This window comes from Acidobacterium capsulatum ATCC 51196, assembly GCF_000022565.1.
GTDB lineage: Bacteria > Acidobacteriota > Terriglobia > Terriglobales > Acidobacteriaceae > Acidobacterium > Acidobacterium capsulatum.
On sequence record NC_012483.1, the window covers coordinates 1,868,311 to 1,884,952 of the forward strand.

Consider the following 16,642-nt stretch of genomic DNA (forward strand, 5'->3'; position numbering starts at 1 on the left):
CGCCTCACTGAATCACCTCACGTCCCACTGCAAGATTCAGTTGCGCGGCTGCAGTCAGATAATCCCCTACCAATTGCGCATATGCCAACTGCACCTGGCGGTAATCGCTCTGCGCATTCAGAAAGTCCATCAGCGATGCGCCTCCATGCTCGTAGGAATAGGTAACCGTATCGCGCACATGTAATGCCTGCTCGTTGTATTGCGTCTTGTATGGCTTCAACTGGGCAATGTCGCCCTGGATTTCCGCGTAGGCCGTGTCTACATCCGAGAAGACTTGCGCCCGTACCGCTTCACTTGCCTCTTGCGCCCGGCTGATATCGATCTGCGTGCGCTTTTTCTCTCCCTGATTGCGATCAAAAATGCGCAGAGGGATACTCACGTTGAATCCAATGGTCTGCATCTGGGAGGGGCTCGGATTATTGGTCGAGTTGTTCCATGTGTAATCAGTGCCGAAGGTAGGATCGGTGGAACCGTTCGCGATCGCGAGCTTGTGATTTGTCTCCGACTGCTGAATCGTCTGCATCGCAGCCTGCAAGTCGGGCCGGCTGGCCAGCGCAACCTGCCGGAAATATGCCAGCGGCTGCAAGGTATCTGGAAAATTAAATGGTCCGGTCACATCGAACTGCTGCGTGGGCGTGTTGTCGTTCATGAGCTGCAGCAACTGGATTTTTGCCGTGCGCAGATTGACAACTGCCGTCTGCAGTTCGGCTTCGTACTGAACACGCTCGAGTTCAATGCGATCGAGGTCGATCGAGGCAATCGCGCCTGCCTTGAAGCGCGCTTGGCTGATGGCGATGATGTAGTCGTAGTAGGCAAGATCCTGTTGCGCCATGCTGAGCACGGCTTGAGCTTCCAGCGTCTGGACGAAGGCTGAGCGCAACGCGAATTCGAGATTACGTTTGAGATCTTCGTGTTGCGATTCGCTGATCTCTGTGCCTTGCTGCGCGCTCCTCAGCCGCAACTCACGTTTATGCCGGCGCTCGTGCAGGTAGCTGACGCCGGTCTGAACATAGGTTCCAGTCAGGGGTTGCCAGACAGAGTTGTTGGGAGCGATCTCCGTACCGTCCACCGTGGTGGTCAGTTGCGGATTAGGCCGCAGATCCGCCGTGATCTCTTCTGCCCGCGCTTCGTCCACATTGTCCGCGTCGGCTCTTAAAGCAGGATTACTGGCTTCAAATCTGGCCTTTACCTGGCTCCAGGTAAGCGCCTGCTGCGCCGGCGCCTGAGCAGCGCAGGCAAGGAGCATCGTCGCCGCGGCGGCAAGACAGGTGGTCCTGCCGCGAAATTGAAAAATCCGCATGGAATCAGGTCTCGATCAGCTTGATGGGGTTTCGCGGCGACTGGGGTTATCCGCCACGGCGTGTACAGGGTTACTTGCATACTACTGTTCCTCTGTGACGCTCCTGCAGCGCCGCCGACCTATCTTTTGGTCAAATTTGACGCGTGCCACCGCAACGAGTCTGAAGCGCGCAGGGATGACTACAATGAGGGTGATTTCAGTTTTGTTCCGTGAGGCGTCGTGAGGTGTGGCTGGATGAGGCACTTTTGAAAGGCAGCCGCCGCGCTGTCCTGCTCAAGGCAGTCGCGCTGATTGCAGGTATCGCTTTGCTCGATTGGAGAATTGTTGGCGCGATTCCCCTGGGCTTCTTATATCTGCTCCCCATGCTGATGGTGGGAAGCGTGCTGGCCCCCTGGCAGATTGCCATCATTGCAGCCGCTTGCACCGTGCTGGCCGAGCTATTCGATGATCTCGGCTGGGGCGTGCGCCTGGGAATCCCTCGTGACGTATTGTTCTTTGCCGCGTTCTTTGGCGTGGGCATTTTCATGCGTGAAGTCACCCGCAAACGCACTGCGGATATCCGTCACCTGGAAGAGATGCAGCGGGAAGGTGATGCGCGCCGGGAGGCGGAAGAACAGCTTCGCATCTTCGTCGAAAGCAGCCCCGCCGCCATCGTTATGGCGGATGCTTCAGGCACGATTCTGATGGCCAATCAAGCCGCGCACCGCATGCTGGCGGCAAAGGGTAGCCTGCCCGGAAAAACGATCTACAGCTATCTGCCTTCGTTGCGCCATGTTCCAACACCCGACAATTCAGAGCAGTTATACCGTACAGTGATGCAGGCCCACGGACGCCGCGAAAGCAACGAAGCCTTTCTTGCGGATATCTGCTTCTCCACTTACCAGACGAAAGCGGGTTCACGCCTTGCCGCAATGGTACTGGACTCCTCTGAGGAACTCAGCACTCACGAAGTTGCCAGTCTTCGCCAGTTGATGACCGCTTCTCGCATCGCCGTCGGTGCAGTCTCCCATGAGATTCGGAATATCTGCGGAGCCATCGGTGTCGTTCATCAGAATCTTGCGCGCAATCCACTTCTCGTCGGCAGTCCGGATTTTGAGACGCTGGGCAACCTGATTGCCGCACTAGAGCGCATTGCAAGTATCAGCCTGCAGCGAACTACCAGCGAAGCCTCTGAAGTAGACTTGCCCGCCCTGCTCGGAGAGCTGCGCATTGTCATCGCGCCTCTTCTGGAAGAAGCGGAGATCGCTGTAGAGTGGCACGCAGACGCGGACCTTCCCGAGGTATGGGCTGATCGCGCCGGACTGATGCAGGTCTTTCTCAATCTCGTCACCAACAGCATTCGGGCGCTCGCCCTCAGAGACGATCGGATTCTCGCCATCACCGCACGAATGCAAGCAGACCGCGTTCTGATTGAGTTTGAGGACAATGGTTGCGGAGTCTCCCAGCCCGAGCTATTGTTTCAACCCTTTCAATCTGGAGCCTATTCTTCCGGACTGGGTTTATATCTTTCGCGCGCTATGCTGCGGACCTTCGGAGGAGAAATTCGGTATCAGGCACAAGCCGAAGGCGCACACTTCGTAATCTCACTCACGCCGGTGCAAGGATAGCCGGGATGACACCTATCATTCGCCTGATAATCGTAGATGACCACAGCCTTTTTCGCGAGAGTCTGTGCCGCATGCTTGAGGCAGTTCCAGATCTCCGCATCGCCTCGCAATGCGCTTCCCTTGCAGAGGCTCGGCGAGTGCTCGAAATTCAGGCAGTGGACGTGGTGTTGCTGGATTATGATCTTGGCCCCGAGGTAGGCAGCGATTTGCTGACTACGGTTCGAGTGCGCTGCCCTGAAGCCAAAGTGCTCGTAGTCACAGCAGGGCTCTCGGATGAACTGACCGTCCGCATCATGGAATCTGGCGCGGCAGGCATTTTCCTGAAGCACGGCAGCACTGAATTGCTGATCAGTGCCATTCGCAAAATTAACAATGGCAAAGAGTGGCTTGATGACACCGCCAGGCAGGGTCTCGCAGCCGGCAAAAGCGCGCGCACAGAAGTCGCAACACTGTCAAAGCCGTTGACGGCACGACAGCAGCAGGTCCTGCACAGCATCCTCGATGGTCTTGCGAATAAGGAAATCGCGGGAAAGCTCAATATGTCTGAGAGCTCGGTGAAAGCCGTCATCCAGGAGCTTTTTCACAAAGCCGGCGTGCGCACCCGCAGCCAATTGGTAAGAATCGCCTTTGAAAAACACGCCACCGATTGGCTGAAGTCCAACGAGAGATGACTCCGCAAATACTTTCAACTTTTATCTCAATGGTTGTCGCTGGAATCTAGGCCAATTAAAAGCTTTTCAACCTGGACGGGAGGTGAGCAATCGTTTCCCGAAACGTACAAATGTTCCGGTTCCCATCGGCAGGCATGCTGTACAGAACAGCTTGCCTGCAACTCACTTTAGTTAGCACAGGGGGCCAAAGCACTTATCCAGGAACTCCGGCAATCCGCTTTGTTATGAGGTTGCCTAAGGCAGCTTCAACCTACCCCGACTAGGCCCCGAACATCTTGCTGCTGTCTCGTCACCGGGTTACGGATGCGAGCGCCCCTCCGTTTTAGATCTTTCACACGATGGCCCTGCATTCACTCCGTTCTCAGCGCTTCCATCGGCTCTGTCTGACCTGCGCGTATCGCCGGCCTGAGGGTAGCCACCAGCAGGGGCGCCAGCAGGACCAGCAGCGATGCAAGGTAAAGCCGCAGATCATCCGGTTGCACGCCGTATAGCTGACTGCGCAACAGCCTGTTCGCCGCCAGCGAAACCACAATACCCATCGCCAGCCCTATCACTGCCGGGACCATCACGCGCCGCACGAAGAGCCGCGTAATGTCGCCTCGCGTCGCTCCGAGTGCCATCCGCACGCCAATCTCTTGCGTGCGCTGTGCGGCAAAGAACGATACGACTCCATAGATTCCTACGCAGGCCAGCAGCAACGCAATCCCGGCAAATGACGCAACCACCGCCGCGTTCAGCCGCGGTTGCGCCACTGCATGGCTTAGCAGCTGGTCCATCGTCTCAATTCTGCCTACCGACTGCCGCGGGTCCGCCTGGTATACCTGCTCGCGGATCGACTTTACGAGCTGTTCCGGTGGCACATTCGTCCGCACCAGGAAGTAGCGATGCCAACTGCCATTGGCATTCGCAGGCGAGTAGACAACGGGCCCAGGCACCGTCGCGATCGCTCCCGTAACTCCTCGCACATCGGCAACCACGCCCACGATCTCGTGCGCCTCCTCATTCAGGAGCAGGTGATGTCCGATCGGGTTTCCCTTCGGCAGAAACTCCCGCACCAGCGCCTCATTCACCATTACCGGTGGAAGTTTCGAGGCCTGATCCTCCGCCGTAAACGGTCTCCCCTCCAGCAGCGGTGTTCCCATCGCCGCCAGAAAATTCCCGGCGATACTGCGGGTCTCCGCGCTGATTGACGGCTCATTGGTACCCTGCGGCAGCCAGTCGGCGTCATATCTGGAAAGCAAATGAAAGTCCATCATCGGCGGCGAGTTGATCTGCCCGGCGGCCTCAACTCCAGGCAGATTTTTTATTCGTTGTTGCACGTCATTGTAGAAATTCCGTGCCACAGCCGGCCTTGTGTCATACGGCAGCGCCAGCCGAAACATCAACAGGTGTTCCGGCTTGAATCCCAATGGTTGCTTCGTCAAGTTCCACAGCGACTCCGCCATCAGCGAGGCACCCACCAGCAGCACCAATGACAGACCTACCTGCACTCCGACCAGAACGCTGCGCAACCAGTTGCCCGACGATCCTCCAAGGCGCGCCTCGCCTTTCTTGAGCGCCGAGTGCAACTGCACCTTTCGGGTTTCCAGCACTGGAGCCACTCCGAACGCGACTCCAGTAGCCAGCGAAATTAGCAGAGCGATCCCAATCACAATCCCGTTCATGTGGATCGTGCCCGGCCTCCCCAGAATCCCCGGCAGGCTGGTAGCGGCAGTGCGCGTGAGCGCAAATGCCAATAGGATTCCCGTGCCGCCGCCGGCCAACGCAAGCAGCCCGCTCTCCACCAACAATTGGAAAGCCACGCGCAATCCTGATGCGCCCAGAGACCTCCGCAGCGCAATCTCTCGCTGCCGGCCCGTCGCGCGTGACAACAACAGGTTCGCCACATTGATGCACGCAATCAGCAGCAGGAGTGCCGACGCGATCAGCAAGGCCATGAGTGCTGGCCGCACTTGGCCATAGCGGTACTCGCGCAGCGTCTCGCTCGTGAACCGCCACGCGCCATCGCTCGATGGATATTCCCGTCTCAGTTGCTCCCCGATCCGATCCAGATCGGCCTGAGCCTGCGAAGGAGTTACACCCCGCCGCAACCGCCCAAATACATTCCAGTACCGCAGTCCGTCGCCCCGATAACTGCCCCAGCTATTCGGACCAAACTGCGCCGCACGCCAAAAGTCCACGCCTGCCGGCGCAGAAAAATCTCGCGGCATCACGCCCACAATCGTCGCCGACTGCTGATCCAGCGCCACCTGCTCTCCGATTACTTTCGGATCGCCTCCGAAAATCCTCTGCCATCCCGGATAACTCAGCACCACGGTCAGTGGCGCATGCGGCACGTCGTCTTTCGCATTCAATACTCGACCCAGCATCGGCGCGGTGTCGAAGACATTCCAGAACCCATCATTCACTGCTGCGGCATTCACGTAGACGGGCAACTTCTTTCCCGTAATCAAGGTGCTCTCTTCGAAGTAAAAGAACGCCAGACCGGAGAAGCACCGGTTGCGCGCCTTGATGTCATAGAATCGCGGACCCGTCATCAGACCGCCCGCTGAGCGTCCCGTGATCCTCGTGTCGTGAATCGCAAGGATCCTCTCTGCATGCGGATACGGCGGGCGCCTCAGCAGCGTCGAATACACCACCGTGAACATCGTTGTCGTCGCCGCGATCCCCAGTGCCATCGTCAGCACCACCATCCACGTAAATCCCGGTGCGCGTCTCATCTGCCGCAGCGCAAATCGCGTGTCCTGGGCCAGGCATTCGAGAAACGGCAATCCCTCCTCGGCGTGGTACTGCTCTCGGATCGCCTCCGCGGCGCCAAGCTTCATCCGCGCCTGACGGCGAGCTTCATCCTCGCTCATCCCGGCCTGGATATTGGCTTCCGCCTCGCGCTCCACGTAGTCTTCCATCTCTTCGCGCAGCCGAGCATCGCCGCGCTGGCCAGTGACAAGATTGCGCAGACGGATCAGGAATCGATGGAGAGACCTCATGCCAGGTCCTCCGCCTTGACTTCAAAGAACCGAGCGATAATGGCGGCTGTCTGCTCCCAATCGCGCTTCTCGGATTCGAGAAGTTTGCGCCCCGCTCGGGTCAGTCGATAAAAGCGTGCGCGACGGTTGTTTTCTGAAGGCCCCCAGTCCGACTTGACGGCGCCCTCCTGCTCCAACCGAAGCAGCAACGGATAGAGCGTTCCCTGGTTCACAAAAAGCATTTCGCCGCTGATCTGCTCGATCCGCCGCGCAATGCCATAACCATGCTGCGGTCCGAGCACATCGAGCGTCTTCAGTACCATCAACGCCAACGTACCCTGCTGCACATCCTTTTTCTGCTTCATCGGCAATCTCCCATTGGGATTGCAACAGAAGAATGGCACGAGATCAATGGGAAAGCAACAGGAAAGCAGCACTGAGTATTAGCGCTATGCAGAAGCTGTGGGCAGGCCACCTGTAGTTCTGGGCAAACTCGCTTCTGCTCATGAAAGACAAACCGCTGGTGGCGATGGAAGTAGAGTTGCAGGCGTCAGACTTGCCAGGCATCGCCTTCACGGCAATGGAGAGGTGATGCGGTTCGGTACAGACTTTCTTCCTTTAGCGCCGGCCTCCGGGGTCTTTGCCAGCGAATACGAAGTGCTGCGGCCGCCAGCAGCATCCTTAGTCAACGCCTTCTTCTTGATCAGGTCCTCGATATCGCGCAGGGCTGTGTCATGAGAGCACTTCATCAGCTTGGCCCATTTTGACGAGGTGAGCTTGCCCTCAAAGCCGTCGAGCAACCGGTTCAGCATCTTTCGCTGCCGTTCATTGAATTGGGTCGCCGCGAAATAATCCCAGAATCGTGCTTTGCTGAGCACCGTTGCGAGGATCGCTTCGGCCCGTTCAAAGGCGCGGCCAAGGCAGTCCAGAAACCATTCAAGCCAGCGGGTGATATCGACGTCGCCCTTTTGCGCCGCTTCGAGGCTTTCATAATATGCTTTTCGCTCGTACCGGATCTGCGCCGACATGCTGTAGAAGCGTTGCGAACTCTCCTCCGAACGTGCCAGGACCATATCCGCAAGGGCGCGCGCGATCCGCCCGTTTCCGTCGTCAAACGGGTGAACGGTGACGAACCAAAGATGCGCCATACCGGCCTTGAGCACCAGATCGATGGAATTGTCCTTTTCAAACCATTCGAGGAAATTCTTCATCTCCTGGCGCAACCGGTCGGCCTCGGGAGCGACGTAATGCACGCGTTCCTTGCCGAAGGGTCCCGAGACGACTTGCATCGGCCCGGATGCATCATCGCGCCACGCTCCGACCCTGATCTTCGACATGCCGCTCCTGCCGGTGGGAAAGAGCGCGGCATGCCAGTCATAGAGACGCCGCGCCGTCAGCGGTTTGTTGTAGCTCTGTGTGGCATCGAGCATCATTTCGACCACGCCTTCGACATCCCGGTCTACTGGCCCCAGTCCGCCAACATCGAGCCCGAGGCGGCGCGCGATGGAGGAGCGAACCTGGTCGCGGTCGAGTTTTTCACCCTCAATCTCGCTAGACTTGATCACATCCTCGGTGAGGGTTTGGAGAACAGCTTCGGAGCGGAGTTGAAAACCGAGTCCTTCCATACGGCCGATCAGGCGTCCCTGCCGATGCCGAATGTCGACCAGACGCGCCGAGATGCGCGCGGTGTCCCACCGGAAATTGGGCCACTCCGCACGTTGGTGAATGTAGAGTCCTGCTTCTTTTCTACGCGCCATATGCGTTTAAAGTACCGCCGATTCTACGCGGAAGCAAGCACAATGAACGCACGTTATGCGTTGATTATGAGGCGTATTCGACGCATTCTCTAGCGGTGCATCCATGGTGAAGTACGGGGCTTCTGACCTGCTCCCGGAAAACTCATCCAGCCATAGCTGGAGTTCTCTCGTTTTGGTGTTGTGGGCGAGTATATCTCGCCGTCGTAGTCGGGGCTGTGGAGATGTGGGAAGCGTACTTTGCTTTCCACATCTCCATAGCCCAGTGCGCTTCTGAACTCAGCAGGCGTTCTGTATGCGAGCGAGCTGTGGGGACGCTCGCAGTTGTACTCCTGCCGGTAGTTGTCCAGGGTTCGCCGCACGTCGTTCAGTGTGCGGAACCAGCTTACGTTCAAGCACTCGTCGCGCAGGCGGCCGTGGAAGCTTTCCACGTGACCGTTCTGCATGGGGCGCCCTGGTTGGATGTGCACCAGGTTGATCTTGCGTTCCTCGGCCCAGCCCAGCATGCGGCGGGAGGTGAACTCCGGGCCATTATCCGATCGCACGTTCTCTGGCAAGCCGCGCTCTTCGATCAGCCGATCCAGAGCCCGCGTCACACGACCGCTGCCAAGGCTCGTATCCGCTTCAAGCGCCAGGCACTCGCGAGTGAAGGCATCGACCACGCTGAGGATGCGCACCATGCGTCCGTTCGCCAGACCGTCCACGATGAAATCCATGGCCCACTCCTGGTTGGCACGGATGAGTTGCACCTCGCCCACTCGCTCGCGCACCAGCCGCTTGCGCCGGCGACGACGCACCGCCAGTCCCTCTTCCGCATACAGCCGGTAGACTCGCTTCACGTTCACCGTCTGACCGCGGCGTTCCAGCACCGCATGCAATCGCCGGTAGCCGTAGCGCGGCTTCTGCCGGGCTAGCTTCACCAGTTCGTCGCGCAGCTCAGCGTTCCGATCCGGCCTCGGCTCGTATCGATAGCTGGCTCGGTCCACACCCAACAGCTTGCAGGCCCTGCGCTCGCTCACCCCATGCTCGGCCTGAGCGAACGCAACATCCTCTCTCAGGCCGGCAAGCTCCAGCCGTTTTTTCGAATCACCGACCTCAAAACTTCCCGGTCAAGACTGAGATCCGCGACCAGCGACTTCAGCCTCCGGTTCTCGTCTTCCATCTGCCGCAGCCGCTGCGCCTCGCTCACGTCCATGCCGCCGAACTTCGACTTCCAGCCGTAGAACGTCGCCGCACTGATCCCATGCTCCCGGCATAGGTCCGCCGTCTTCATCCCTGCCTCGTGCTGCTTCACAATCCCGATGATCTGCTCTTCCGTAAACCGGCTCTTCTTCATCCAAGTCCTCTCCTTCACATTACGAGAGAACTCCAGCTATGGCTGGATGAGTTTTCCGGGAGCAGGTCATGGACATCTCCAATTCGGAACAAAGTATCGCTGGAACATGACAGCGACGAATAGTGCCGGCACCAGCGCGGTAAGCAATACGCTCTATTTCACAGTCGCGCAATCTACTACAACATCGAACGTCCAGATCAGCGAGAACCGCGGTTTTGACTTAGAGTTCGCTCCGGCCGAGAACGACATGGCGACATGGATGCAGAGCAGTCCTTATAAAGATATCGGCGTGTACATCGGCGGATGTAACGTGCATGCCGTGCCGGCGAGCGGCCCCAACGGTTGTGGGTCCAATCCGGCAAGCGCAGGGACAAAGAAGACCAATTCCAACCTGACGTCGAACTGGGTCAGGGATGTATCGGGCATGGGCTGGGGAATGATGCCTATATGGGTCGGGCCTCAGGCGTCATGCATCAGCGGTATTGACCCTTCCACGGTCTATTTAATCGATACATCTACCTCCACGGCGGCGTACAACGAGGGCGTCAGTGAAGCTGATTCCGCTGCGGCCCAGGCTACTACATTAGGAATGGGCAATAGCATTATCTACTACGACATGGAGACGTATTCAGCCACTGATACAGGTTGCGATACTGCGGTTAACCAATTTTTGAGTGGTTGGGTGACTGAGCTTCATACCAAGGGATTTGAAGCCGGTGTCTATGGATCTCCCTCAGACGCCAACGGCTGGTCCACTCCGCCAGATGCCATCTGGGCCTTTTATCCGGATGGTGTCAACACAGCTTCGGATTTGGACGGTGTTCTCACCGGCAGTTGGGCAGGCAAGCGAATTCATCAATATTGTGCCGGAGGCAATGTTCAAACTTGTCCGTCTAAGGCTTCAGAAACCTGGGGTGGAGTCTCCCTCGGAGGATCGCCGGATCAGGGCATCGACCTGGATATCGAGGACGGTCCGGTCTTCTCTGCTCCTGCGCCATCGTCCGGGACCGCCACGGTCAGCGGTGTGTCACCCAACCCAGTACCGTCCTCGAACAGCAACCAGACGCTGACCATCACCGGAAGCGGCTTCGTCGCCGGGGCCATGGTCACCTACTACGATCCCAGCAACCAGCCGTACTCGGCCCACGCAGCCACCGTCAACAGCTCCAGCCAGATCGTGGACACCGCCTTTAACGACCTGAGCGATGGCGGCACCTGGCATGTGGTGGTCACCAACCCCGGCGCGTCGGCATCCAACAACTACGCCTTCCCGGTCTACTCGTCGACCGCCACGGTCAGCGGCGTGTCACCCAACCCAGTGCCGTCCTCGAACAGCAACCAGACGCTGACCATCACCGGAAGCGGCTTCGTCGCCGGGGCCACGGTCACCTACTACGATCCGGTCAACCAGCAGACCTACCCTAACGAACCGGCCAACTTCGTCAACTCCGGCGAACTCGTCGATCCGGCCTTCAACAACGGCGGCGACGCCGGCGACTGGACGGTGACGGTAGTCAACCCTGGGAACATCAGTTCGAAGCCCTATACCTTCACTGTCACCGGCGGAACACCCTCGATCAGCAATCTCTCTCCAACCTCGTACCCGTCATCCAACAGCGATCAGACCATGACCATCAACGGAAGCAATTTCCAGAGCGGAGACACGCTGACCTTCACCTATCCGGATGGTACACAACACTCGAATGTTCGCCCCGTAACCTTCGTCTCCGCCAACCAACTCAGCTACCAGTTCAACAACGGCAGCGATCCAGGCACCTGGTCTGTGCGCGTCAACAGCCCCGATGGCAGCGAGCAGTCCAACACCGTCAGCTTCACTGTCACCGGCGGAACACCCTCGATCAGCAATCTCTCTCCAACCTCGTACCCGTCATCCAACAGCGATCAGACCATGACCATCAACGGAAGCTAAAGATCTGAGCTTTTCTGCACGGCGGCTAAACATTGAACATGCCTACCGAAGCTTTGAAATATTGCCGCAATGCGAAGTTCTCCACGCGCGCGAGATGGCAACTGCGAGTAAGGCGCTCTGAGCGCACAGAAGAATCCATCGGCTCTTGCCGCTTGTGCTCCGGCACCTTACAAGTGGATGGCTTGGCACCGGCCGACGAACCGCTTCTGATACGCGCAGCGTCAATGTCTCGAGAATTAAGTTGCAGTCCGTGCTGAAAGTGAAAGGAGGATCTGCACCTTATTCTTCGATTCGGCTTTCCTCAGTGGGCATTTGTACCCAAATTGTGCCCGGTTTGTACCCAAAAGCAGCGTTTCTGTACCTTCTGGCGTTTTTGGCGAATCTGAAATCAGCAACTTATGCCTTTGCAACACGGTATGTAATTCGACCCCCCCTCCCGGCACCACTCCTGAATCAGACTTGCTTGCCAGTCATAGTCAATGACCGCACCGCATCCATCGGCTGCCCATACTTCTGTTCTCCACTCGCGCTCCATTGAGAGGGCCCTCAAGAGTGCGCATACAGACAAATTCCTACAGCGCTTCCACGCGAGAAGGAGGCCGGCGCACTCGTGCCGGCCTCTTTTTGAGCTCAAGGACCGCTGCTATTGAATCGTGATGGTCAGTGCGTTCGACGCCGATGCCCCAGGATTCGTTGCGACCACCGAAGCGCTTCCAGCCGTCGCAAGATCGCTGCCCGGAATCGCCACCGTAACATGCGTGGAGTCCTCCATCTTCGTCGTGCGATAGCTGCCATTCCATGTAACGGCCACACCCGGCAGGAAGTTGGTGCCGGTAAGGGTGAGCATTGTGTTGCCGCTACCATGGGTAAGTGTGCTCGACGAGGCCGAGCTTAGCGTCGCTGCCGTATCTGTTTCCAGCTCTTGCGGAGCCACAAAGGGGCCGCGGATGAGCAGCAGCGAGGAGACGGTCTGATTGGTACTGGAATCATAATTCGAGCCCAGCAGCGCCAGCCCATCCTGCCCCCAGCGCAGCACACTCCAACTACCTGTAGCCGCGGAGAAAGACGACGGCATGAGCAGTACGGACTCAGCCGCATAGGTGCTGAGGTCATAGCGGGTCAAGCCATAGGCAGAGGTGCCGGCCAGGTTGTTCAGCATCAGGAATTCCTTGCCCAGCGAGGGGTCGGCGGCCAGGCCCACGCTCTCCGGACTCGAGCCGGAGTTGTAAAAGTCAATCAGCGGCAGGGTTGCCACTTGAGAGGGTGGGGTCGTCGCCGGATTGATAATGCCGCCACCTTCCCCGTAGACAAGTCCGCCGGCAACCTGCAGCGATCCGCCATAGCCGCCCATCCCGTTCAGCGTTGTGCCGTCTATTTGGCTCACTCCATTTGCATTCACGCTGTAGCGATAGAATTCCGCACCACTGGTCTGGCCGTCATACGCATAGATATGCGAAGCATCCGCGAACACAGGGTCGTCACCCGCATAAATAGACGAAAAATTGGTCCGGAAACTGCCCGTACTGCCGCTGACATCGAAGATTCCAAAGATACCTCCTTCTCCGGGCTGATTAATGGCCAGTGTGCTATCTGTCCCTGGCATCGTGGCAAGCCACGATGCGGTAACACTGGTTGAGCTACTTCCCTGCGTAATGGCAAGCGGTATGGTAGCCGCCAGGCTCTTGCCCAGCAGGTCAAACTTCGCCAGGCTATTGGCTCCTGTCAGAGAGATATACAGATAGTTCCCGTCAGAGGTTTCCGCCATCACGGTGGGCTGGCTGCCCACCGCCACCGGCGTGCCCACGCTCCCCGTCGCGGGATCGATGCTCACCACCGAATTGCCCGTGATACTCGTCGCCGAGCCAGGAACAGTCGCATAAAGCAATTGCGAATACGGATCGAACAGGAGTCCGCTGGCCGGAACATTCACCAGGTCATAGATCGTAAGGGGCAGGATCTGAGAAACGCCTCCTCCCGGTGTGGGATTGCTGACCGTGATCGCAGCCCATCCGTAGTTTGCCACTTCGGCCGCCGTCACAGCCGCGGTGAGTTGCGTCGAGCTGACATAAGTGGTGGTGAGCGCTGTGGTGCCCAGATTCACCGTCGAGTTCTTGTTGAAGCCCGTTCCATTGACCGTCAGCGTGAAGTCGCTGCCCCCCGCCTGCACCAGGCTGGGCGAAATACTTGACAGCGACGGCACCGCGCCATAGATGCCGCCCGTCACCGTGGTGCTGGTGCTGGACTGATTGTCGGACGCAGTGGGGTCATAGCTGGTCGAGGCTACCGTAGAGACGCCCGCGAGGGTCCCGGCCTGTGTGGGCGTCGCGTTGACGGTGATGGTCGCGCTCGCGCCGTTAGCAAGCGAGCCAAGGTCACACGCAAAGATCGTGCCGCTGCTGCAGGATCCACTGCTGCTCTGAATGCTGTTGATCTGTAGCGAAGGATCAAGGGTAATCGATGCGGTTACGCCAGAGGCGCTATTGGGACCGAGGTTTTTGACCGTTGCCACCCACGACACCGCCGCTCCCGTAGCCGCGGTGCCGGGAGCCGACAACGCGACCGAAAGATCGGCCGGTGACGAAGAGAGATCCTTCACCAGCGGCATCTGGAAGAGAAACAACTGCGACTGCGAAGTAAAAGGACCAGGGCTTGCATTGAGGGCCAGGCCATTCTGCCCCCAGCGCACAATCTTCTCAAATGAAGAACCATAGCCCGTCTGGCCGGCGCCATTCACCACAAAACTGCCGAGCAGGTTATACGAGGATTCATCAAAAGCGAGCACAGTATCGCTGTTGCTGCCGAAGGATGAGGTCGCAACAAACGCCTTGCCCAGAGTGGAGTCAGAGACGATGGCCCCCGAAGCCGCCGTGGTGGCTTCGCTGTAAAAAGTGCCGGCCAGCGCGCCTGTCGAGGCGTTCACCACCTGCCCTGACGAGAGATACAGGTTGCCATTGTCATACTGCAGCGAGGTGGCCTGCTGCTGCGTCAAATTAGTCGTCAGCGCCGAGGATGCCGTGACTCCCGTCGTGCCGATGGTGAGCTGCTCAATCGTAGAGCCGCTCAGCACGTACAGCGTCGAGGCCGAAGACCCGAAGCTCATCGGGCCTTCGCCCGAAGTCCAGCTCTGGGTGCGCGCCACACCGGAGTCATAGATTGTGATTCCTCCACCGGTACCCTGCGTGGCCACTGCTACCGAATTCGGCGAGCCGGGCACGGTCGCAAGATACAAGGCCTTCATCGGGGGGTTATAAATACCCGGGCCTCCCCCCAGGGAAAATTGGTTAACCACCTTGCCCTGCGTCAGATCCACCTGCGCAACGCTGGCCGCGCCGTCGAGTCCTACAAAAAGCTGCGTTCCATCCGAAGAGAGCGCCAGTTTGTTCGGGTTGCTGCCCACGAAGATCTGACGCTTCACCTGCCCGGTGTTGGGGTCGATGGCGGCAACAGTGTTGGCGGCTAGTTCAGGGGAAGTCGCCGGAATGGAAGCGTAGATCATCCCATCCGTTGAGTCGTAGACAATGTCATTGGCGGTGACCGGCAGATACACCGTGAACGGCTGGGCCGCGCTCGTCCCTCCTCCCGGAGCGGGCGTGACCGCCGTGACGCTGATATTGCCCGGAATGGAAAGGCTCGAAGCCGGAATGGTAGCCGTCAGCGAAGTGGACCCGTTGTACGTCGTGCTCAGGGTCACACCATTCACCACGATGCTGGTGTTGGAAGTGAAGCCGGTTCCCTGCAGTGTGATGGTACTGGCCGTGTTGATCGGGCCGCCGCCGGGCGACATATAAGTGACTACGGGCGCGGGCGGATTGGCAACCGTGACCGTCGCGGCAGTGGACGTCAATGGGCTTGCTCCCGGAGTGCTGACCGTGACCGAGTCCTTGCCGGCCGTGGTGAGGTCAGCTGCCGGTACCGTGGCCAGCAGAGTGTTGACATACCCGTTTGCAAGCGAGGTCTTCAAGGGCGTGCCATTCCACTCCACCACCGAACTTGAGGTATAGCCGGTGCCATTCACCGCAATGGTGGTATCGGACGAGTTGATATAGATCGAATCAGGGGAAACCGTGGCGATGGTCGGCTGCGGCAGCGTAATGACGTTGAGGCTTACCGGCTTCGATGTGCCCCCGCCAGGCGTAGGATTCATGGCGGCAAGCGAAAGCGTGCCGGCGGCCGAAAGATCGGCGGCTGTCAGCGTCACACTCACCACGTTGGGATTCGTGTAAGTCGTCGTCCGGGACGCGCCGTTCACCTGAATCACTGTTGCGGAATTGAATCCGGTGCCGGCAATCGTGACCGTCGCCGACGAGGCTCCGGCCGTCTCGCTGCTGGGAAGGTAGGACACGATGGCGGGAACCGGATTATCCACTTCCAGATTGGTCGTGGTTCCTGAGCTGCTGACAGTGCCGTTCATCACCGTGACGGCGAGTTCGGCCCCGACAGCAATCTGGTTGGCGGGCACAACCGCGGTCAACTGCGTGCCATTCACATATGTGGTGCTCTCGGCCGATCCATTCACCTGCACCACGCTGGTCGAGATAAATCCGGAGCCGTTGACTGTAAGGGTAAGTGCGCTGGAACCAGCAGTCACGCTGCCCGGATTAACTGAGGTAATCACCGGCGCCGAGGAGCCTGTACCACTCGTGCCTCCTCCGCTCCCCGAACTGCCCGAGCCAGAACCACCTGAACTCCCGGAATTGGACCCGCCGCAACCACTGATCAGCAGGGAAGCACTACACACCAAGACAAAGACAAACAGACAAACCACACGAGACCAGGACTTACCCCAGGAACCCACCTTCAAAGCCGTACCTTCTTCCTCAACAGTTTCCAATCATGCCGAACGTGCGAACACCACCATACACTGCCCGCCTGGGGTAGACGAATAAATCTGTATATCTTTTTTACTTCCAGGGACGACGGGCGGAGGCAATGTCAATCCAGAATCACATCTGTATAAATCCGGGAAAGCTCCCCATCATACCTCGGATAGCCATGAATATCGTCCTGCAAATGCCTCGGTGCGGTCATGCTTTAGCTAACATGGCACCGGGATACACATTCGCGCTCAACAGCTAACC

General features: G+C 58.4%; 8 protein-coding genes and 1 pseudogene. 3 read left to right on the forward strand and 6 right to left on the reverse strand.

All coding sequences use genetic code 11. The features are described 5' to 3' along the window. Nucleotides 1-4 precede the first annotated feature (4 nt). Nucleotides 5-1,300, reverse strand: coding sequence for a TolC family protein (locus ACP_RS07520; RefSeq protein WP_015896690.1), 1,296 nt, complete (start codon nt 1,298-1,300; stop codon nt 5-7). Nucleotides 1,301-1,509: 209 nt separating this feature from the next. Between ACP_RS07520 and ACP_RS07525 the strand changes: the two genes are divergently transcribed. Together ACP_RS07525 and ACP_RS07530 are read left to right on the forward strand one after the other, a co-directional pair. Then, the gene (locus ACP_RS07525; protein WP_169305946.1) at nt 1,510-2,907 is read left to right on the forward strand and encodes an ATP-binding protein; all 1,398 of its coding nucleotides are present in this window, start codon (nt 1,510-1,512) and stop codon (nt 2,905-2,907) included. Between the two features lie 5 nt (nt 2,908-2,912). Next, nucleotides 2,913-3,578: a response regulator transcription factor gene (locus tag ACP_RS07530; RefSeq protein WP_015896692.1), complete on the forward strand. Its 666-nt coding sequence runs from the start codon at nt 2,913-2,915 to the stop codon at nt 3,576-3,578. A 350-nt stretch (nt 3,579-3,928) separates the two neighbouring features. Here ACP_RS07530 and ACP_RS07535 read toward each other — a convergent pair whose 3' ends face one another. The 4 genes and pseudogenes from ACP_RS07535 to ACP_RS17725 form a co-directional block, all read right to left on the reverse strand. Next, the gene (locus ACP_RS07535; protein WP_015896693.1) at nt 3,929-6,565 is read right to left on the reverse strand and encodes an ABC transporter permease; all 2,637 of its coding nucleotides are present in this window, start codon (nt 6,563-6,565) and stop codon (nt 3,929-3,931) included. Beyond that, complete coding sequence (locus ACP_RS07540; RefSeq protein WP_015896694.1) at nt 6,562-6,909, reverse strand: PadR family transcriptional regulator; 348 nt, start codon at nt 6,907-6,909, stop codon at nt 6,562-6,564. The genes ACP_RS07535 and ACP_RS07540 overlap by 4 nt, the downstream gene beginning before the upstream one ends. Before the next feature lie 207 nt (nt 6,910-7,116). Further along, on the reverse strand, nt 7,117-8,301 hold the full coding sequence (locus tag ACP_RS07545; protein ID WP_015896695.1) for a Fic family protein: 1,185 nt from the start codon (nt 8,299-8,301) through the stop codon (nt 7,117-7,119). A gap of 260 nt (nt 8,302-8,561) precedes the next feature. After that, nucleotides 8,562-9,634 (reverse strand): annotated as a pseudogene (locus ACP_RS17725) (IS3 family transposase); the annotation flags it as partial. Between the two features lie 106 nt (nt 9,635-9,740). Between ACP_RS17725 and ACP_RS17730 the strand changes: the two are divergent. Continuing rightward, complete coding sequence (locus ACP_RS17730; protein ID WP_015896698.1) at nt 9,741-11,564, forward strand: DUF1906 domain-containing protein; 1,824 nt, start codon at nt 9,741-9,743, stop codon at nt 11,562-11,564. A gap of 643 nt (nt 11,565-12,207) precedes the next feature. Here the strand turns inward: ACP_RS17730 and ACP_RS07565 are convergent. After that, nucleotides 12,208-16,179 (reverse strand): beta strand repeat-containing protein, encoded by a 3,972-nt coding sequence (locus tag ACP_RS07565; protein WP_238525678.1) that lies wholly within the window; start codon nt 16,177-16,179, stop codon nt 12,208-12,210. Nucleotides 16,180-16,642: the final 463 nt, after the last annotated feature.